Raw genomic sequence first — 20,162 nt, forward strand, 5'->3', positions numbered from 1 at the left:
AAGTCCCCCGAAAGTACCGACCGCAATACCGGCACTGGCTCTTACACTGATCGCTCAGCGCTGTACGGCGGACATCCGAATCAGATGCAATCTTCAGTGACGAAGTCTGCGGGCGACGCCACTTCCAGCACCTCGATGTCTTCGGAGTGCTCCAGCTCGGCATGCGGGTCCGGTGCCTGGAAGATGGCGTCACCGGCTTTCAGCTCGAAGGTGCCGTGATCCTTGTAGTGGAACTTGAGCCACCCCTTCAGCACGTAGAGCAGCCGGAAGTCGGCGTAGTGAACATGCCACCCGGCGGAGACTGGAAGCCCGTCCCGCGGGCGGATCACTCTTGCCACGAACCTGCCATCGGTCGCTTCGGTGACGCCGAGGTCCCGGTACTCGAAGTAGGTTCGTAGCCCTTCCGACTTGAACTCGGCATCCTTTAGGCGAGAAATGATTGTCTCCGTCAAGGCCCTACCCTGCCCGTGCAATCGCTTCGCGGCGTTCTGTGGCCGGCTCTCGCGAACCTGCTCGAGCCATTGCAGCAGCAGGTCCGCCACGAGCTGCGGTCGATCTATGTTCGGTGTATGCCGCCCCGAGATCTTCTCCACTTTGACCGCGGGGAGGACCTTCTGGATGTGCGAAGTCCAGCCAGGCTGGCAGCTCGGATCGTCGGAAGGTTCGACGAGCAACAGCGGCACGGTGCACCCTTCGAGCGATTTCGGATATGCATCCGCCTGTGCAGAGGGACCGCCCTGCTCCCACGGGGCTTGCAAGCGTGCGGCGGAGAGTGCTGCATAGTGACCCGGAACCAGCGACTTTGCGTGTCGTTCCTTCACGTACGCGTCATGGTCGAAACCTTCATGTGCCGGATCGGCAATCATCGAGACGAGCCGTGCAATGGCTTCCACGGACCCGTCGAACTCCGCGAGCTTGGCCATGGCTTCGGGAACACGCCAGGGTCCGCCCGTGCCGGCGATGCTGCAGGCACTCGCAATCGGCCAAGGGTGCGGCTTCACCGTCAAGGCGCGCATCACCAGCGTGCCTCCGAACGAAGTGCCGACGAAGTGCGCACTTTGCAACGAGAGCGCCGCGCAGAAGTCGCCCACGTGTTTCATGCGGGATGCGACCGGCGAACGATCGAAGAAGTACGCCTTGTCCGTGCCGCCAAAACCGAGCAGGTCCGGAATCAGAACGCGGTAGCCGCCTTGCACCAGCAGTGGCGCTACGCCTCCCCAGGATGTCTCGGCGCAGGCACCGAATCCGCCATCGTGCAGCAGGACCACAGGAACGGCGTCAGCGGGTCCGGCTTCGACATACCGGGTCTTGAATCCTCCCGCAACGATGTACTTTTCATTCAATTGAGTATTGCTCATGGGTATGGTCTTTCAAGGAAATGGACTGGAGAGTACCCAGCAAGTGCGGCAACATCCGCCGCACCTGATTGGCGATGAAAGGGATGGCGACCGGGTCGCCGAATGCGCCGGCGGTCGGTGGCCCGATGACGCGCAGCGTGGGAAGCGGAACGCCGGCGGCGTCCAAGGCCTCGCAATGTTCACTGACCTCGAACCCGATCCCGGTTGGATGCAGCCGCACCATCCCGATCTCCAAGAGGTTGTGCAACAGCGGATTGGAGCGCCAGGCGGATCCGGAATCCAGTCCCGTGCAATTGACGACGAGGTCGAACTCGTGCCACTTGCCGGAGTCAGCTGTGGCGCTGGAGAGTTCGACCTTCAATGCATCAGCATGCGCTTCCACCGTACGCAGAGTTGCCTTTTCGTAGTGGACTCTACCCTCGCGTTCCGCTTCAGCGACCATGGCTTCGTTCATCGGTGGCGTGCGGAAGCGGTGAACGTCATAGAACACGCGCAGACGCCTCAAGAAGCGCAGCTTCTCGGGCGTGGGCAGCGGGGGCCAGAGCTTCCAGACCACATCCCGCACAGGATCGAAGGCCTGGTACCAGTTCTGCCCCTGCGCTGCCATGCGCAAAATCTCCTTGCGCAAAGCTGCGCTCCACGCACCTACCCGGGTGGGTGCCGACTCAATGAACCCGGGGACATCGGTCGTCAGCACCGGCAGCCTCGGAGGCGCCTGCAGCGTCTCTGGTGACTGGGGCTGCGGTTTCAATCCGCGCCGTGAAACCACCAGGATGCCGCCGCGGTGGTCCCGGCGAACCAAGGTGGAGACAATGTCGAGCGCCGTTAGCCCACTGCCCACCACCAGCACGCGTGCCGTCTGTGGAATGCGGTGGAGGCAATCCGGCTCCAATGGATTCGCGATGATCCGGGGATCCGAGCGGTGCTCCTCGCGAAAGGGCGCCCGGAGCGAAGGAACTGGGTTGCCCGTAGCAATCACCAGCATCTCGCCTGCGACGTCACCATGGTGCTCGGTGGTGACCCTGTAGAGTCCGTCGCGAATCCGGACAGAGATTGCCGTGTCCCGAACATGGCGGATCGATGATCCTGTGCGCGCGTCGCTTGCGTGGGCCTGAACTTTCGCGCTCAGGTATTCCCCCATGTCGGAGCGCCGCAGGAACACCTGCCCGTTTGCAGTCCGGCAACCGGTGTCGCGGTGGAGGACATTCGCCGCCTCGAACCATTGCCGGAGCTCGAGTGGCCGCTGCGGATCGATCCAGTGGACGTCGAGCGGTGCATTCAGGCGGTGATCAGGGTCTGTCGCTGAGTACGCCAGGCCCCGCCCCACATGCTCCCGGGGCTCAATGATGGTGATGTCCACCGGTGTCAAAGAGGAGCGGACAAGTTGAACAGCGAAAGATGCCGCACTGACACCCCCACCGACAACAACGACGCGTGCGGCTGCTGGCAAGTCCAGCTCCTATTCCTCGGCCTTGAAGCCGGACGCTGCGACGACGGTTTTCCAGCGGCCAAGCTCGGCGCGGGTGAACGTCCCGAGTTCTGCAGGATTCATCCTCTCCGGATTCACGAGTATCGCTGCGAATCTCCCCTTGGCTTTCTCCACTGCGGCTGCGATCTCCTCGTGCAGTTTTTGCACGCGCGCTGCCGGCACCTTCGACGGCGCGTACACAGCCAGGATCTCCTTTGCCACAAGGCTTTCCAGGTTGTATTCGACAACGGTTGGCACATCGGGCAGCAGCGCAGACCTCTTGCTGCTCGCGATGGCCAGTACCCTGAGCTTCCCGGACTGGTGGTAGGGCAGCGCATTCGAGACGGGGTCGATGATCGCTGGAATGTGCCCGCCCAGGACATCCTGGATCAGCGGGGCGCCGCCCTTGTAGGGCACCACCGTGAAAGGAACGTTCGTCGCTCTCGAGAGGAGAGTGCCGATGAAATGCGAGGTGGAGCCGGCCGCGGGAACTCCGTATTTGGCCTGAGTTGGATCTTCGCGGCACCACTGGATGAACTCTGGCAGCGTCTTGACGGTGGCCGGCACCGCTGGTCCAACGGTGATCGCATAGTCAAAAGACGCAACAGCCGAGACGGGCTTGAAGTCCACCAGCGTGTCATAGCCAAGCTTGCCGTACACATGCGGGTAAATGCTCAGGATGGAACTCGGGGTGAGCAGGATGGTGTTCCCATCGTCATCGGCTCGCTTCACGAACTCGGCGGCAATACGCCCGCCGGCACCCACCTTGTTTTCGACGATGACACCTGCAGGATACGAGGGCCGGAGTTCCTCGCTCAGTGCACGCGTGACGTTGTCGGTCAGCACTCCTGCAGGAAAGCCAACGACGATGTGAAGCGGCTTCGCGGCTTGTGCGGCCACGCCCGAGCCAAGCGCGGTGAGGGTGGCGCCCATACTTGCACTGGCAAGCAGGGTTCGGCGAGTGATCATGCAGTTCTCCGGTTGAAGAGTGAGCTGGAGGGAGTGAGCGGCTGGACCAGAATGTACTGTACCGAACGTTCGGGTCAAATAGGGTTTGTACCGAACGTTCGGGTGCCATAATGGAGGTATTCGAATGGAGGCAGATCGACGATGAAGGAAACAAGGGAAAGGCGAAGCCGCGAGGATGTCGTGGTGCAGCTGCGGGAAGTCTTTCGCCGCTTCGGGTACGAAGGGGCGACGCTATCGCGGATTTCCGACGTGACAGGCCTCGGGCGCGCAAGCCTTTATCACCACTTCCCCAACGGCAAGGACGAGATGATCAAGGCCGTGCTGGAGAAGACCGAGGAAACGTTCGACCGGGAGATTCTTGGCAGGCTCCGTGCGGACCTGCCTCCTGAAGAACGCATTCGCAACGTGCTGGATCACTTCTGGACCCACTACAGTGGCGGCAGCACGACCTGTTTTCTCGCCTTGCTGGCCCTGACCTCCAACGAAGGCGAGCTAGCTGCCGGTATCCAGCGGGTATTCCGCAAGTGGGTCACCGGATTCGCGGACGTCATTCGTGAAGCCGGCGTGCCTTCTGATATCGCAGATGTTCGTGCCGAAGACGCCGTTCTGCAAATCCAGGGCACACTGATTCTGGCGAACGCAATCAATGATCCCTCGCCTTTCCAGCGTGTGATGTTGATGCTGAGCGATTCACTGCTGGCAACGAACGGCTCGGCAGATGACGCCCCGAAGCGCAGAGCGGCGCGCGGCGTGACCTGAGCCGGGCTGTCTCCACCTCGCAAGAGCCCAGCGGCAACGACAACCTCACGTTCATCGAGCGAAGGCCCCACTGCGGCTGGGTGCAGCCTTTGTCGCTCCCAACGTCCTCGCCCTCATCGCCACGACGTTCCCCATGGGCAATGAACGCAACGTAGCGATGGCGGTGTACGCCGCAATGTCTGCCGTCGGCATCACGGTCGGCGTATTGCTGGGAGGCGTGCTGACGGGACTGTTGAGCTGGCGCTGGGTCTTCCTCATCAATGTTCCGATCGGTCTCGCGGTGCTGCTAGGCACCCGCACCCTGGCCGAAGGGGCGCGCGGTCGCGGCAAGCTCGCCACCGTGGATGCGGTTAGCGCTTCCGGCGCCCTCTTCGCCCTCGCTTTCGGCATCACCCATGCAGGTGAGCAGGGATGGGGTGATCCCATGAGTTTGGCGCCCTAGGCGCCGCTGCCGTCCTCGCGGCCGTCTTCGTGTGGCTGCAGATAAGGCGCGAGCACCCGATGCTGCCCCTTCGCCTCCTGCGCGACCCGAACCGATCGGGCTCCTACCTCGTCGTACTCTTCATCGGTGCGGGCTTGATGGCGACCTACTACCTGCTCACCCTGTACATGCAGCAGGTCCTAGGATTCAGCCCCGTGCTGGCTGGCGTTGCTTCGCTGCCGGTCAGCGTCGGCATCGTGCTGTCTGCCGGCATCAGTACCAAGCTCGTCGAGCATCTCGCGCCACGGCTCGTTGCCGTGCCTGGCCTCGTTATTGCTGCAGCCGGCATGCTGTGGTTGTCAACGCTGTCCGTGGGTTCGTCTTACCTGTGGCACGTGCTGCCGGCTCTGTTCGTCACCTATTTCGGCTTGGGCATGGGATTCATGCCGCTGACGCTCACCGTAGTGCACGGCGTGGAAGAATCGTACGCCGGCGTGGCGTCCGCGATCCTGAACACGGCGCAGCAGATCGGTGCCGCGCTCGGCGTCTCCGGCCTTGCTACGATCGCGAGCAGCACCACCAGCCGCACACTCCCCGATGCCGGACGGGTACTGAGCACCGCTATGGCCAGCGGCGACGTGGCGTCGATCGACAGAGCCACTGCGGCCCTTACCAGCGGCTTCAGCAGTGCGTTCATGGCAGCGGCGGGCACGATGCTGCTCGCCATCGGAATCATGCTGGCGATGGTGAGGGCGCGACGCACGCAGCGGGCAAGCACGGAGTGAACCCACATGCCCCACACCATTGCTCCCGGCGCGTTCGCCATCAATGAGGACGCGGGCACGCGCCAGGCGTCCACGCCATGCAATCGCTTACTGCTGTCTCGCATGTTCGACCTTGAGATCATGTCAAGGTCAGATCCCGATCACTAGAACTGCTTGATTCGTCGCGAGGACTCGAGGACTCGAGGACTTGACATTGACGCAATGGCACGCCATCAGCTGCGGCGGCTGCGCTCGTGGCGTCGGCCGCGGTCTGTGCGACGGTGGATTCGCAAGCAAAGGTCGAAGTGGACTCCGAAGAGCGAGCGCGTGAGGTCGCCCGCCGAACCGCGTGGTGAGGCAACTTTGCTTAGCAAGCGTTGCTGTCGCGAAAATCACGCCTGTAAGAAGACGGGGAGGTGTGCACCTTATTTGCAAAATGCTTGCGCAATGACAGCGACGTTCCGAAGCCTGCTTCCGCTGCGACCCGCTCGATTGGCATGTCGGTGGTTTCGAGCAGCTGCTGGGCCCTGCCGATGCGCTCGGCCGCAAGCCATTTTTTGACGGTCATGCCGGTGGCTTCGCGGAAGCGTCGGGTGAAGGTCCGCCGGCTCATCCGCGCCACGTCCGCCATCGCATCGAGCGACAGCGGCTCCGCCAGATGCGAGCGCGCCCACTCCAGCACCCCGGGCAAGCGCGCCTCACTCGGCAAGGCAGGAACGGGCTGTTCGATGTACTGCGCTTGACCGCCTTGGCGATGCGGCGGCGTCACCAGCAAGCGCGCCACGCGATTGGCGACATCTGCCCCGTGGCGCAGGCGCAGGATGTGCAGACAACAGTCGATGGCGGCCACGGTCCCTGCCGAAGTGATGACGTTGCCATCATCGACATACAGCACATCTGGATGGAAGTACGTCTTTGGAAAGCGCTGGGCGAAGAGGTCGCGGCAGGCCCAATGGGTGGTCGCACGCCGTCCATCGAGCAGACCTGCATCCCCAAGCACGAAAGCACCCAGGCAAAGACCGATGATCTGGGCACCGCGCGTATGGGCCTGACGCAGTGCATCCGTCAGCGTGACAGGCGCGGCGATCTCTGGGTGGTTCCAGGCGGGCACCACCACGATGTCGGCGCCGTCCATCGCATCCAGACCGCCAGGCACCTCCAATTCCATTCCCTGATCGCATCGCACGCGGCCAGGCGTGGGTGCGCAGTACCCAACCTCGTACGGCGGCAAGTCATTGGGTGGGGGCTGCACGCCGAACACGATGCCGGGCACGGAAAGATGGAACAGGCTGACGCCATCAAAGGCGAGGACGGCGACGCGGACGGGCTGCATACCCACATTTTGGCCCAATTCATTCGAACGTAGTCATTCCGGCCAATGGCGCAATCGTCGGTGCTTCCTGAAGATCCAGCCTGGGCGGGGCGAAACCAACATCCCGATTCGCAACGCAGCAGTCGAATGAACTCAAGCCCATTGAAAGAAGGACTCCACATCATGAACAAGCGCGCCACCATCGTGGTAGATCTCCAGAACGAATACCTGCCCGATGGCAAGCTGCCACTGGTCGGCCTCGATGCCGCCTTGGCCAACGCCGCCCGCGTGATCGCGGCGGCGCGGGCCCATGGTGAATTGCTCATCCATGTCCGCCATGAGAGCGCCCAGCCTGACGCACCGGTTTTCACACCCGGCACGATCGGGGTGCAGATCATCCCTGCCGTCGCGGCTGAAGCCGGTGAGCCGGTCATTGTCAAGAACCACCCCAACTCGTTCCGCGGCACCCAGTTGAAAGAGCTGCTCGATGCACAAGGCGTGAAGGAACTGGTCGTGATCGGTGCCATGAGCCACATGTGCATAGAAGCCACCAGCCGTGCGGCTGCCGACTTCGGCTATCCCGTCACCGTCGCGCACGATGCGTGCGCCACCATGAACCTGGAGTTCGATGGCACCGCTGTACCCGCCGCCCAGGTGCATGCGGCATCAATGGCTGCGCTCAGTTTTGGCTACGCGTCGATCACGAGCACGGACAAGCACTTGGCCTGAGGGATGCCCTGCAGGACCGCAACAGCCCACCAGAGATTGCGCCGGAATCACCGAATCGCATAGCGATCGCGGGTGGCCTGCGCACATTCGCTCATCACGGTCATTGCTCGCTCCACGGCAGGAGTGCCCACCACAAAGGGATGGGGCGAACTGGCTTTGGAGAGCTGGTTCATCTTCTGAACCGCGTTGTCCCAGCCGGGATGATTCGAGATCAGGACGTCGATGCCTTGTTGGCGTGCGATTGTCTTCATTCGTTCGGCAGACTCGATGTAGCTCTTGAGGCGGTCGGGCTTGTCTCCGAAGTTGAATGCGGTGCCACCCCACAGCAGCACGCGATGGCGTTGTCCGGCTGCCGTGACATCGAAGACCGGCGACACCGTGCCGACCGTGTGGCCAGGCGTCAAATACAACGTGACCGTCGTGCCGCCAAGCGTCACCCGTTCGCCATCTCGGGCCGAAACATCCCGTTTGGGCGCCGCGCCCCATAGCGAAGATGCGAAGTCGAGCTTCGTTTCAGTCATCGTCCAGTCAAGGTCGCTCATGACGACCCGAGCCTTGTACTTTCCCACTAGGTATGGCACGCCGCCGTAGTGATCGCCATGGCCATGTGAGACCACGATCATTCTGATGCGCGCGGGATCCAGCCCGACCCGTCGCATGCCGGCCTCGATCACCGCCGCGGCTTCGAACTGATTGTTCAACGCGTCCAGGAGGATGATGCCCTCAGGCGTATCAATCGCCCAAGCGCTCGACCATGCCGCGCCAACGAAGTAGAGGTTATCGAAAACCTTCATCGGCGGGGGTGCTGGGCGTGCGATCTGAGTCGCTATGACCTTGTTGATCTCTTCAGGACTTGGCTCTGTTGCGGCTGGGGCTTTGCAAAGCGGAAGCAGAAATGTCAGATCGCTTGCCGCTGCAGCGCTGGCCTTGTCGACGCGCATCTGAATCGACTTGTCGCTGGGTACGGAGTGCGATGCTGGATCTGGCGCAGTCGCGCAGCCAGTCAATGCAAGAGTTGCCAAAAGCGGCGCAATCGACCGTTTGAAGTTTTTCATCTCAGTTCATCCTTGATGGTGATCTGTCCAGTGCTGTGGAGCACGAATCATCGGGGCCGTCCGAAGGTGCATTCCTCGCATGCTCAACGAACTTCGAGTTCGCTGTAGCCGACGTTGATGCCCTGACGGTCTCCAGCAGCAGCTGCAGCGGATGCCGCAACTGAACGCCGCCCATGATGCTCGCCTGGCAACGGCACGAGTATCCCGTCGCGAGAACCCGGCCAGCTCGCCGAGGATCGTTGAGAATCTTTTCCCAACTGAGCCGATAGATCTGCTCTGAGGTGGCACGGTTGTCGCGCTCATGACCGTAAAGACCCGCCATGCCACAGCACCCACTGGGCACGACCTTCAACTCGATGCCGAAACGGTGGCCGAGCGTGATCCAGTCGGCTGTTGCCACTGCTGCGTTGGTTTTCTCCGTACAGTGGGGCAGAAGGCTCCATGTGTGACGCCCATCGAGTGCCAGATTCGGCAGCCTTGCGCTTTGTCGCATGAGCCATTCCTGCGGCAGACTGACCTTTGGGGCGCGATCGGCACCCAATGCCCTGGCGTACTCGGAGCGGTAGGCGAGAGTCATCGAGGGATCTACGCCCACAAGCGCCACCCCCGTCTCGGACAACGCATTGAGCATGGCAGCATTCCGCGTCGCCGCCTCTTCGAAGCTGCCCAAAAGCCCGAGCACATGCTGGGGCTTGCCGTTGGGCATGAAGGGGGCCACCCAAGGCGTGAATCCCAACCTCCTGAGCAACTCGAGAAAGTCCAGCACGACGGCTGTGTCGTAGTGCGAGGTGAACGCATCTTGAACGATCACAACGCTGTCGCGCCGCTCCTCCGGACGAAGCGCCAGCAATGCGGCGGCCGTTGCGATCTTGACACCGCGGCGTTCGAGCTCGCCAGGGAAGTCGATGCCGCTGAGCTGCGGCAACGCCACAAGCCCCAGCTTGCGCAAGGTCTCACTGCCGATCCTGCTTCCGGTGACGAAGTTGGCCATCCGGGGAACCTTCGCGAAGACAGGCAAGCAACGCTCCAAAGAAGCCACCAGCCGATCTTTCACGGGACGCAGATACCGGCCGTAGTACACCTCCAGGAAGCGGGAGCGGAACGCAGGGACATCCACCTTGATTGGGCACTGCCCCACGCAAGACTTGCATGCCAGGCAACCGTCCATTGCCTGCTTGACCTCCAGCGAGAAGTCGCTGGGGTCCCTGCGCGCGCTCCACGTATTCAGCGCACGTCCGGGTACGCTGCCCCACGCTTTCCAAGCGCCCTGCCGACGGATGCGCTGGGCTTCGACCGTCGGATCGGTCTGGTTGTCGGCGAGCAGGCGCAGCCACTCGCGCATCAGCGAGGCGCGGCCCTTCGGGGAATGCTTGCGCTCGCGGGTGGCCTTCCATGACGGGCACATCTCGTCGTCGGGGTCATAGTTGAAGCAGGCGGCGTTGCCATTGCAATGGAGCGAATCCTCGTTCGCGCGCCGGACCGTCAACGGAATGCGGCGGTCGGACTGTCCGCGTGTCGGTACGCCATCGATGCGACTCAACGAATGCCCGGGCGGGGCGGCGATCTTGCCGGGGTTGAGCTGGTTGTTCGGGTCGAACGCGGCCTTGATTTCCTGCATGCGCGGGTAAAGCGGACCGAAGAATTGGGGAGCGTACTCGGAGCGAAATCCCTTGCCGTGCTCGCCCCAGAGCACGCCTTGGTACTTGCGCGTGAGCGCGTAGACCTCGTCGGAGATCTCCCTGATCAGGGCTTCCTGGTTCGGATCCTTCATGTCGAGCGCCGGCCGCACGTGCAGGCAGCCTGCATCGACATGACCGAACATGCCGTAGACGAGGCCACGTCGATCCAACGCGGCTCGGAACTCGGCGATGTAGTCCGCCAGGCGCTCTGGCGGGACCACCGTGTCTTCCACGAATGGCACGGGTCGCTGCTCGCCTTGCATGTTGCCCAGCAAACCGACTGACTTCTTGCGCATGGACCAGATGGCCGAGACAGCCGCTTCACCACGCGCGACCGTGTAGCCCCAGCGGCCGGACGGGCCTGAACCCGAATTCATCTCGGCCTCGACGCGTTCCAGCTTTTGCGCCAGCGCCATGTCATCATCGGCAAGAAACTCCACGATGTTGACGCCCTGCGCGGGACCCTGCGGATCTTCGGGGAAATAGTCCTTCACCGAAAGCCACACCGCGTCCTCGCGCGCGAGTGCCAGCACCTTGGCATCGATGGTCTCGCTCGACGCCGCCTCGAGCTTCATGAGCGTGCCGGCGTCCCTCAACGCTGCGTCGAAAGTGCCGTAGCGAATGGCCAGCACTGCACTGCAATGCGGAAGCGGCGTGAGCCTGATCTTTGCCTCCGTGACGAACGCCAGGCTACCTTCGGCCCCGCACAGGACCGAGTTGAGATTGAAGTTTCCGCAATGGTCGCAGAGGTGCACCAGGTCATACCCGGTCACGCACCGGTTGAGCTTCGGAAAGCGCTCGGCGATCAACTCCGCGTCGTCGACGCGGATGCGGTCGAGCACGCGATGTATCGCACCGACGCGATCCTCTCTTCGCTTGGCGCTGTCGAACTCCGATGCCGCCAGTGGGCGCGAGTGCCAAGGGGTGCCATCCAGCAGGACGGTGTTCAGCTCGAGCACATGGTCGCGTGTTTTGCCGTAGAGAATCGATCCCTGTCCACTCGCGTCAGTCGCGATCATGCCGCCGATGGTGGCGCGGTTGGAGGGCGACAACTCGGGCGCGAAGAAGAATCCAAGCTCGCGAATTGCATCGTTCAGCTGGTCCTTGACGACGCCGGCTTGCACGCGAGCCCATCCCTCCTGCGCGTTGATCTCCAGGATCGCATTCATGTGGCGCGAGAGATCCACCGCGATTCCACGGGTGAGCGACTGGCCGTTCGTCCCGGTGCCGCCGCCGCGGGGCGAGAAGGTCACTGCGCTGAACCGCGCCTCGTTGGCGAGCTTCGCCACCCGAACCACGTCGAGCTCGCTGCGCGGAAACACGATGGCTTGCGGAGGGACCTGGTAGATGGAGTTGTCGGTCGCGAAGACCGTGCGATCGGCGTAGGCCTGTGTGATGTCGCCTTCGAACCCTCGCAGGCTCAGCTCTGCCAGGAAGTCGGAGAAGAGTGCCGTCGGACGATCCTCGGGTTCGAGCCTGGGAATCATGGTCGCTGCGATCCGGGTTCTGCCCGATCAGCCGGGCAGCGGTGCGAGTCCCGCCTGCTGCAGCGCAGCGTTGAGCCACGGCGACACAAGTTCCCCTTTCGCGATTTCATCCAGCCGCTGTTGCTCGGCGGCGATCTTGGCGTCGGCGGCGTCAAGCACCTTTTGCACCTGCTCGCGCGGAATGATGACCACGCCATCGACGTCGCCGACGACCAGGTCGCCTGGGCTGACTGCCACTCCGCCGACCGACACCGCCGATGCGATGCGGCCCGGCAGGCCCTTGGTCGGTCCACAGGGATTGGTGCCCGCGGCAAAGATAGGAAACCTGCCCGCCGCCAGCGACGCCGTGTCACGCGAGGCGGCATCGACCACAAACCCGCCCAGGCCTGCGGCCTCGGCCTGCGTGACCATCAGGTCGCCGAAAAGCGCACAGGTTGCATCCGCCTTGCCGTCCACGACCATGACATCCCCTGGCTTCGCGACGGCCAGCGCCACATGGAACATCAGGTTGTCGCCAGGACGAACCTCCACGGTGAAGGCGGGGCCCGCCAGTTTCATGTCGGGATGAAGCGCCCGAACGCGGGCGTTCAAGGCCCCGCGCCGACCGCCCACGTCGCACAAGATGGCGACCTGGTACTTGCGCGCACGTTCGATCAAGGCGGGACTCACGCGCTCGAACTCTGCGGAGGTGTTGTAGGTCATCGTTGTCTCTCGTCGAAGTCTGAAGAAGGCTGCTTGCGGATGCGGACTGTTCGTTACTGCATCGCCGAGGCCGAGGCGATGGCTTCGGCGCGACGCTGCACGAAGACGTCCCACACTTCCGGGTTGACGAGGCGCGGGGGGCGCTCCCCAGCCAAAAGCTGAATGATCTGGTCGGCGGCCATCGCCGCCACGTTGTGCCGGCCTTCATGCGACACGCCGGCGGTATGGAAGGTCGCCACGACGTTGTCCAGCGCGAACAGCGGGTGGTCGAGCGGAGGCGGCTCCTGCTGCCATACGTCGAGCCCGGCGCCGGCGAGCTGCCCGGAGCGCAGCGCATCGGCAAGTGCGCGTTCGTCATGCACACCGCCTCGCGCGGTGCTGATGAACAGGGCGCCCTTCTTCATTGCAGCGAACTGCGCCGCGTCGAACAGGTTCAGCGTCGCCTTGTCCCTGGGACAGTGCAAGGAAACGATGTCGGACACCCCAACGAGGGTCTCCAGGTCGACGGGCTCGCCGCCTCGGGCGCGAATCTCATCCGCGCTGAGCAACGGATCGACGGCCAGCACGCGCATGCCGAACGCCTTGGCCAGCGCTGCCGTCTTCGTTCCCGCATGGCCTATGCCGACAATGCCCAGCACTTTGCCGCCGATGTCGTGGCCCATGAGGGATTCACGGGAAAAGCCGCGATCGACCCGCAGCTTGCGATCGGATTCGACAATTCGGCGGGAGACCGCCAGCATCAAGCCAATCGCCATTTCTGCCACCGCAGCGGAGTTGCCGCCGATCTGACTCACCACCGCAACCCCTGCCCGGGTGCAGGCATCGACATCGACGGTGTCGAAGCCCGCGCCCGTCGAAGAGACGCACAGGAGCTCGGGGCAACGCTCGAGCAATGGCTTGTGCGCATGAAATGGAAGCGGAAGTTCGTCCTTTGCAGCGGTGATCTGGTAGACGTGGGCGTTCTGCAATGCCTTCCACGCCTTCGTTTCATCGCCACGCACGGAAGCGACCTCGAGGGCGATGTCCTTCTGGCGCGAGATTCTTTCGTCGAAGACGGCGTTGATCCAGAGATCGAAGCGGGCGACGCGCCAGGGTGCAGATGCGTTCATGTGGTTTCCTGTCGGGCTCGATGAACTTGTTCCGCGTTATTGCTTGGGAAGCGATTTCGCGAGCTCCTCCAGCGCCTTCTTGTTCTTCTCGAGGGACTTCTGCCACTCGGTCCCTGAGAGATAGGCAAGCACCGGTGCGTCGGCCGAAGCGTTGGCGATGAACTCAGGATCACGCAGGCTTTCCGCGATTGCCGTGTCGAGCAGTTTGATGATCTGGGCAGGAACCGCCTTGGGGGCAGCAAAGCCTCGTTCAGATGTCATGACGACCTTCGTGCCGGTTTCCGTGGCAGTCGGTACGTTGGGCAGCGCAGCAGAGCGCTTTTCGCCGAGCTGGGCCACGGCCTTCAGCTGGCCAGTGCCATTGCCGTGAAGCTCGGGCACCTCACCGGCGCTCACCACGCCGAAAGCCAGATGCCCACCCAGAACGTCCGTCTTTTGCGCGGCGGTGCCCTTGTACGGAATGGCATTGAGTTCGACCTTCGCCGTCTTGGCCAGCAACTGCAAGGCCAGGTCGCCGTTGGTGGCAACACCGTTGTGGCCGAAGGTCAGCGACCCGGGCTTCTCGCGCAAGGCCATGAGGGCCGCGGGCAATGTCTGGATCGGGTTTTCCGTCCGCGTCACCAATACCGTGGGGTCGTCCACCACACGAGAAACCAGGACGAAGTCCTGCGGGTCGTACTGCGACTTCTTGACCATCGGGAGGAACAGGAAGCCCGGCACGTTGACGACCGCCAGCGTGTAGCCATCCGGCTTTGCGTTCTTGACGTAGGCATTGGCGATCTCGCCACCGGCGCCCGGCTTGTTGACGACGACGAATTGCACCTTGGGGCCGAGCCGCTTTTGAACGAACGGCAGCAGCTTGCGCGCCATCAGGTCGGTGCCACCGCCCGGGGCAAATCCGACGACCACTTCGATCGGCTTGTCCTCGGGCCAGGCGGCGAAGCTCTGCCCGGCAGCGCCCAAGGCCAGCGCTGCTGCAGCCGCCACTTTCATGCTTGCGAATCTCATCTATGTCTCCGTTGGTGGAGACCGAATGATCGACGCGGCGTGCCAGTCGCACAAGCGATTTATTTGATTCGGCTAACAGTCGTTTTTCGACTTTTTGCGAGTGGCGCCAGGTAGGGGGAAGGTGTTGCGAAGTCGGCCACACGCATCACGTACGACTGCATGGCCTGCAAAAGTGTGCGACCGTCATCGACGCGCTGGAAGAAGTAGTAGTTCAGACTCGGAAGAGGCGGATCGCTCTTCAGTGAGACCAGGGCACCCTGTTCGACCCATGGCTTCATGAACTGCATTGGAAGGAAACTTATTCCCATGTCCGCAAGCACCAGCGCAACGATGGCCATGAGGCTGTTGCAGCCAAGCGTGCGATGCATCGTGATGCCTTGCTCCGCAGACCATGCTTCGATAGCACGGGTCAGCCCCGAGCCTTCTGTCATGGTGATCACCGGATGCTTTTCGAGGTCTGCCTTTCGCAGCAGCTTCCTGGCCGAAATCCGCGCTGGCGATGCGACCCACGTGAACTCCACCCGACCGATGACGTCTCCCATGACATGCGCACCCTGGCCAGGACCGGGAGCGACCGAAAAATCGAGCTCGCCCCGCTGAACCTTTCGCTCCAGGTTACGCGCCAAGTCGACGTAGGGCTCGAGCACCAAGGCCGGATGGTCCTGATTGACGAGCCGGGTGAAATCAGGGAGCCATGTCAGCGAAACCAGTTCGCTCACCCCGAACCTGCAGACGCCCGCCATGCTGGTGGATGCCAGGACCTCGCTTTGAAACTGGTCTTTGAGATTGAGCATCTTGCCGGCCAGTGGTACCAGCCTGTGGCCGGCCTCTGTCAATTGCGCCCGCTTGCTGGATCGATCAAAGAGCTGGGCGCCTATTGACTCTTCAAGCTCCACGATTCGCTTCGACAAGGAAGACTGCGTCACGTGGAGACGGGCCGCGGCAATGCTGAAGCTGCCCAGGTTGGCGGCCCAATAGAAGGCTTCGATCTCCTTGAGTGTCATGGCGTCGCTGCGTAGTGCATCGGCTGAGGTCTTGCTAGAGTTTGAATCCCAGAACACCTTACACCAAGGACCCACGTCAAACCGAGTGGTTGGAGCACCGATGTCGGCTCCCGGTCAGAGCTAGCCTTCACTCGTTGAGGCGCGAGCGGCGGCTCATGGCCGGCTGTAGCCGGTCGGCGCGTTTCCTGGTCCCGACCGATGATGGTCCAGGCTCTCGCCGCGGCGTTTGCGGATTTATTGACGCGTTTGGGAAATTGATAGCTCAGAACACTCGACGCCTTTCACCCCCCCCGGGAATACCCGCAAAGAAATTTTCCCAAATCTTGCCTACATTCCTTGTATGCAAGATCTCTTTTGTCTTGCATGCAACCATCACGGAGACAAGGAATGCCACGTTTCGCCAAATCGCTCTTCGGTCAGGTGGTCATCGCGCTGGTGCTCGGCGTGGCGGCGGGCCTGTTCTTCCCCGACTTCGCCGTCAAGCTCAAGCCGCTGGGCGACGGCTTCATCAAGCTGATCAAGATGATCATCCCGGTACTGGTCTTCTGCGTGGTGGTGCACGGCATCGCCGGCGCGGGTGACCTCAAGCGTGTGGGCCGGGTAGGCGTCAAGGCGCTGATCTACTTCGAGGTGCTGACCACCATTGCGCTGGCCATGGGCCTGGTGCTGGCCTTCGTGTTCAAGCCTGGCGTGGGCATGAATGTGGACCCGCGCGCGCTCGACCCGGCGGCAATGAGCGCCTATGCGTCGAATGCCGACAAGCTCACCAGCGGCGGCACGGTCGAGTTCCTGATGAAGCTGATCCCGACCACGGTGGTGAACGCGTTCGCCACCGGCGACGTGCTGCAGGTGCTGCTGTTCGCCGTGTTGTTCGGCTGCGCGCTGGCGCTTCTCGGCGACCTCGGCAAGCCGGTGGCCACGGTGGTGGATTCGCTGTCGCTCGTGCTCTTCAAGATCATGGGCATCATCATCAAGCTGGCGCCGCTGGGCGTGCTGGGCGCCATCGCCTTCACCGTGGGCAAGTACGGAATCGGCTCGCTCAAGCAACTGGGCATGCTGGTGGTGCTGTTCTATGCCTCGGTGCTCGTCTTCGTGTTCGTGATCCTCGGCTTCGTGATGAGGCTTTCGGGCTTCAGCCTGATCAAGCTGCTGCGTTACCTGCGCGAGGAGCTCACCATCGTCTTTGCGACCACCTCTTCGGACAGCGTGCTGCCCCAGATCATGGCCAAGCTGCGCCACATGGGCATCCGCGACTCGACGGTGGGCCTGGTGATCCCGACCGGCTATTCCTTCAACCTCGACGCCTTCTCGATCTACATCACGCTGGCGGCCGTGTTCATCGCGCAGGCGACCAACACGCCGATCTCGATGTCGGACCTGCTGGCGATCCTCGCGATAGCGCTGGTCACGTCCAAGGGTGCGCACGGCGTGCCGGGCTCGGCCATCGTGGTGCTGGCCGCGACACTGCAGGCGATTCCCGCTATTCCCGCGATCGGGCTGGTGCTTGTGCTGTCGGTGGACTGGTTCATGGGCATCGCCCGCGCGCTCGGCAACCTGATCGGCAACTGCGTGGCCACGGTCGCGATCGCGGCATGGGAAGGCGACATCGACCGCGAGCGTGCCCGTGCGGTGCTCGACGGCACCCACTCGCCGGAAGACGAGCCGCTGGCCGAGCCCGACTCGCCGGTCGCCGCCGCACACGCAGTCCAGGCCGCACATCCGGCACACTAGCGCGCCATGAGCCGCACGGCCGCCCCGAAGGCGAATCGCACCGCAGCCGTAGGCGAAGGTACTCCACCATGACCGACGTCACCCCCACCACCATCGCCGCGCGCGTGGTCGAAGCCATCCTCGCCCAGAAGCTCGCGCCCGGCGAGCGCCTCGGCGAGCAGCAGCTCGCGGAGAACTTCGGCGTCAGCCGCACCATGGTGCGCGAGGCGCTGATGCAGTTGCAGGCGCGGGGCTTCGTCGAGGTGCAGTCGCGCCGCGGCTGGTATGTGGTGGAGCCCTCTGCCGAGGAGGCGCGCGATGCCTTCGCCGCGCGCCGCATCATCGAGGCAGGCATCCTGGCCGAGTCGGGGCGGCCGCTGTCGAAGGTGATCCGCAAACTGCGCGAGCACATCGCGGACGAGAAGCGCGCCATCGCCGGCGCCGACGCCGCGACCCGTGCCTTCCTGCTGGCCGACTTCCACGTCTGCCTGGCCGACCAGATGGGCCACCGGCTGCTGTGCGACGTGCTGCGCGACCTCACGGCGCGCACCACGCTGGCGGCCACGCTGTTCCAGTCGACGCACGAGGCGGGGCAGTCCTGCGCCGAGCATGCGGCCATCGTCGCCGCGCTCGAGGCGGGCGAGATGAAGCGCGCTCGCCAGCTGATGCTGGACCACATCGGCAATGTCGAGGAGGCGCTGGAGGCCGAGGTCGCCGCCAGCCCTGCTGCCGACGAGCGCCTGCGCGCCACGCTGGCGCCCGTGGCGCTGCCACGGGCCACACGCTGACCACCGGCCTCGCCACACCGGCGGCGCCGGCACGGGCTACCCGCTGACAGGTCCATGGCCCAGCCTCGGCTACAGTCGCCGGGCCATGAATTCACCCGAACTGCAGCGCGCGGTCTTCCTCTTCCTGCTGGCAGCCGTGACGGTCGCCTTCTTCTGGATCCTGCTGCCCTTCTTCGGCGCGGTGCTCTGGGCCGTGGCGCTGGCCATCCTGTTCACCCCGCTCTACAAGCGGCTGCTCAAGCGCATGCCGGGGCGCCGCAACCTGGCGGCGCTGGCCACACTGGCGATCTGCCTGGTGATCGTGATCATCCCGCTGGCGATGGTGACGGTCTCGCTGGTGCAGGAAGCCTCGCTGGTAACGCAGCGCATCCGCACGGGCGAGATCAACTTCGCGCGCTACTTCCAGCAGGTCCTCGGCGCCTTGCCGCAGTGGCTGCTCAACCTGCTGGAGCGCTTCGGCCTGGGCAACATGGAGGCGATGCTGTCCCGGATCGCGCAGGGCGCCGCCCAGACCGGCCAGCTGGTCGCCACGCAGGCGCTCAACATCGGGCAGAACACCTTCGATTTCGTGGTGAGCTTCGCGCTGATGCTCTACATGCTTTATTTCCTGCTGCGCGACGGCACCGCGCTGTCGAAGCTCATCCGCGAGGCGCTGCCGATGGCGCGGCCGCACACGCACTACCTGCTCAACAAGTTCACGACGGTGATCCGCGCCACCGTCAAGGGCAACGTCGCAGTGGCCGCCGTGCAGGGCGCGCTGGGGGGGCTGGCCTTCTGGGTGCTGGGCGTGCAGGGCGCGCTGTTGTGGGCGGCGTTGATGGCCTTTCTCTCGCTGCTGCCCGCGGTCGGGGCGGCACTGATCTGGCTGCCGGTGGCCATCTACTTCCTGGCGACCGGCCACGTCTGGGAAGGCGTGGCGCTGATCGTCTTCGGCGTGGTGGTGATCGGCCTGGTCGACAACGTGCTGCGCCCGATCCTGGTGGGCAAGGACACGCAGATGCCCGACTACATCGTGCTGATGTCCACGGTGGGCGGCATGGCGCTGTTCGGGGTGAACGGCTTCGTCATCGGGCCGGTGGTTGCGGCGCTTTTCATGGCGGCCTGGGACCTGTTCGCTTCGTCGAACGAGGAGGCTGCGGGGCAGCCGTAATACGCACCAAGAGAAGCCCCGCAGCGCTCAACGAACGGCTTCAGCTGGAATGCCTCCCGGCCCGGTCGGCATCGGAGCACGGTCGAAGCCGGTGCGCATGACCACGATGCGATGAAAGCCGTCAGCGATATTGCCCGGCCTAGGGATATGCCCTAGATCTTTGGTTCTACACATATTGGTGGACGACACTCAAAATGGCAGCTGTATAACGTCTAAGTTCTCTCTTCTAGGGGGTTGGATATGCCAACTGCCTCGCCGCCATTTCCCCGGGCTTCAGGCTTCAGGTGGATCGCCTTGTGGGCGCCACTGGTGATCACGGCCTGCGGCGGCGGCAGCGACAGTGGCGTGGCAACTACCGGTCTGCCCGGCTCCGCGGCCGGCACCACCGATACCTCCGCGCCTGCCCCGGCCCCGGCACCCGGGAACGGTGAAAGCGGGATCGCTCCGGCAGTCGCCGCATTGGCGGCCGGCATCGCAGACCCCTCCTCGCCCCCCACTGCCACCGATGCCGACGCCAAGGCTTCGCTCGTCAGGGCACGCAAGGCCGTCAAGACGCCCGAGGACATCGCCCGGCAGCGCGAACTGGAGCGGGACCGCCCCGCGCCAGTCGACCGTGGTCCTGGCGCGGCCGGCGAGCCGACGACGGCAACGAGCACCATCACGAGTGAGGCGGCGGCCGCGGCGGCCGCT

16 protein-coding genes and 2 pseudogenes are annotated in these 20,162 nt (G+C 63.6%); 8 read left to right on the top strand and 10 right to left on the bottom strand.

Translation table 11 applies throughout. The annotated features are described in order from the left end of the window. Positions 1–80 precede the first annotated feature (80 nt). From APY03_RS33745 to APY03_RS33755, 3 genes are read right to left on the bottom strand one after another with little or no spacing between them, the layout of a single operon-like run. Positions 81–1,358, bottom strand: coding sequence for an alpha/beta fold hydrolase (locus APY03_RS33745; protein WP_083944744.1), 1,278 nt, complete (start codon positions 1,356–1,358; stop codon positions 81–83). After that, positions 1,336–2,808: an FAD/NAD(P)-binding protein gene (locus APY03_RS33750; RefSeq protein WP_162487180.1), complete on the bottom strand. Its 1,473-nt coding sequence runs from the start codon at positions 2,806–2,808 to the stop codon at positions 1,336–1,338. Before APY03_RS33750 ends, APY03_RS33745 begins: the two co-directional genes overlap by 23 nt. Positions 2,809–2,817: 9 nt before the next feature. Next, positions 2,818–3,795, bottom strand: a complete 978-nt coding sequence (locus tag APY03_RS33755; RefSeq protein ID WP_068684207.1) for a tripartite tricarboxylate transporter substrate-binding protein — start codon at positions 3,793–3,795, stop codon at positions 2,818–2,820. A gap of 141 nt (positions 3,796–3,936) precedes the next feature. On the opposite strand from APY03_RS33755, the gene APY03_RS33760 reads away from it, so the two are divergent. From APY03_RS33760 to APY03_RS33770, 3 genes are all read left to right on the top strand, one after another. Next, entirely contained in the window at positions 3,937–4,554 is a 618-nt protein-coding gene (locus APY03_RS33760) for a TetR/AcrR family transcriptional regulator (protein WP_068684209.1), read from the top strand. A gap of 76 nt (positions 4,555–4,630) precedes the next feature. After that, the gene (locus APY03_RS33765) at positions 4,631–4,996 is read left to right on the top strand and encodes an MFS transporter (RefSeq protein WP_269475649.1); all 366 of its coding nucleotides are present in this window, start codon (positions 4,631–4,633) and stop codon (positions 4,994–4,996) included. Positions 4,997–5,025: 29 nt separating this feature from the next. Beyond that, positions 5,026–5,760, top strand: coding sequence for an MFS transporter (locus APY03_RS33770; protein ID WP_332112721.1), 735 nt, complete (start codon positions 5,026–5,028; stop codon positions 5,758–5,760). A 346-nt stretch (positions 5,761–6,106) separates the two neighbouring features. Here the strand turns inward: APY03_RS33770 and APY03_RS33775 are convergent, their stop codons facing one another. Continuing rightward, positions 6,107–7,072 (bottom strand): GlxA family transcriptional regulator, encoded by a 966-nt coding sequence (locus tag APY03_RS33775; RefSeq protein ID WP_068684215.1) that lies wholly within the window; start codon positions 7,070–7,072, stop codon positions 6,107–6,109. A gap of 162 nt (positions 7,073–7,234) precedes the next feature. On the opposite strand from APY03_RS33775, the gene APY03_RS33780 reads away from it, so the two are divergent. Beyond that, positions 7,235–7,780 (top strand): cysteine hydrolase family protein, encoded by a 546-nt coding sequence (locus APY03_RS33780; protein WP_068684217.1) that lies wholly within the window; start codon positions 7,235–7,237, stop codon positions 7,778–7,780. Positions 7,781–7,827: 47 nt separating this feature from the next. On the opposite strand, the gene APY03_RS33785 is transcribed toward APY03_RS33780, so the two are convergent. The 6 genes and pseudogenes from APY03_RS33785 to APY03_RS33810 all read right to left on the bottom strand — a co-directional run bounded on the left by APY03_RS33785 (position 7,828) and on the right by APY03_RS33810 (position 15,824). Then, positions 7,828–8,835, bottom strand: a complete 1,008-nt coding sequence (locus APY03_RS33785; protein WP_068684219.1) for an MBL fold metallo-hydrolase — start codon at positions 8,833–8,835, stop codon at positions 7,828–7,830. A gap of 112 nt (positions 8,836–8,947) precedes the next feature. Beyond that, positions 8,948–12,001: pseudogene (gene ydiJ, locus APY03_RS33790) on the bottom strand (D-2-hydroxyglutarate dehydrogenase YdiJ); the annotation flags it as partial. 27 nt (positions 12,002–12,028) lie between these two features. Beyond that, on the bottom strand, positions 12,029–12,703 hold the full coding sequence (locus APY03_RS33795; protein ID WP_068684223.1) for a methyltransferase: 675 nt from the start codon (positions 12,701–12,703) through the stop codon (positions 12,029–12,031). Positions 12,704–12,756: 53 nt separating this feature from the next. Continuing rightward, a complete protein-coding gene (locus tag APY03_RS33800) occupies positions 12,757–13,812 on the bottom strand; it encodes a hydroxyacid dehydrogenase (RefSeq protein ID WP_068684225.1) in 1,056 nt (351 codons plus the stop codon). A gap of 36 nt (positions 13,813–13,848) precedes the next feature. Then, entirely contained in the window at positions 13,849–14,682 is an 834-nt protein-coding gene (locus tag APY03_RS33805) for a tripartite tricarboxylate transporter substrate binding protein (protein ID WP_232081267.1), read from the bottom strand. A 197-nt stretch (positions 14,683–14,879) separates the two neighbouring features. Further along, complete coding sequence (locus APY03_RS33810) at positions 14,880–15,824, bottom strand: LysR family transcriptional regulator (RefSeq protein WP_068684229.1); 945 nt, start codon at positions 15,822–15,824, stop codon at positions 14,880–14,882. Between the two features lie 387 nt (positions 15,825–16,211). On the opposite strand from APY03_RS33810, the gene APY03_RS33815 reads away from it, so the two are divergent. The 4 genes and pseudogenes from APY03_RS33815 to APY03_RS42935 form a co-directional block, all read left to right on the top strand. Further along, entirely contained in the window at positions 16,212–17,555 is a 1,344-nt protein-coding gene (locus tag APY03_RS33815) for a C4-dicarboxylate transporter DctA (RefSeq protein ID WP_068684232.1), read from the top strand. A 68-nt stretch (positions 17,556–17,623) separates the two neighbouring features. Further along, the gene (locus APY03_RS33820) at positions 17,624–18,322 is read left to right on the top strand and encodes a GntR family transcriptional regulator (protein WP_068684234.1); all 699 of its coding nucleotides are present in this window, start codon (positions 17,624–17,626) and stop codon (positions 18,320–18,322) included. An 85-nt stretch (positions 18,323–18,407) separates the two neighbouring features. Beyond that, positions 18,408–19,472 carry an AI-2E family transporter gene (locus APY03_RS33825; protein ID WP_068684236.1) on the top strand — a complete coding sequence of 355 codons (1,065 nt, stop codon included), beginning with the start codon at positions 18,408–18,410 and terminating at the stop codon, positions 19,470–19,472. A gap of 294 nt (positions 19,473–19,766) precedes the next feature. Next, positions 19,767–20,162 (top strand): annotated as a pseudogene (locus APY03_RS42935) (hypothetical protein); the annotation flags it as partial.

It is taken from the genome of Variovorax sp. WDL1, from assembly GCF_001541225.1.
Lineage (GTDB): Bacteria > Pseudomonadota > Gammaproteobacteria > Burkholderiales > Burkholderiaceae_C > Variovorax.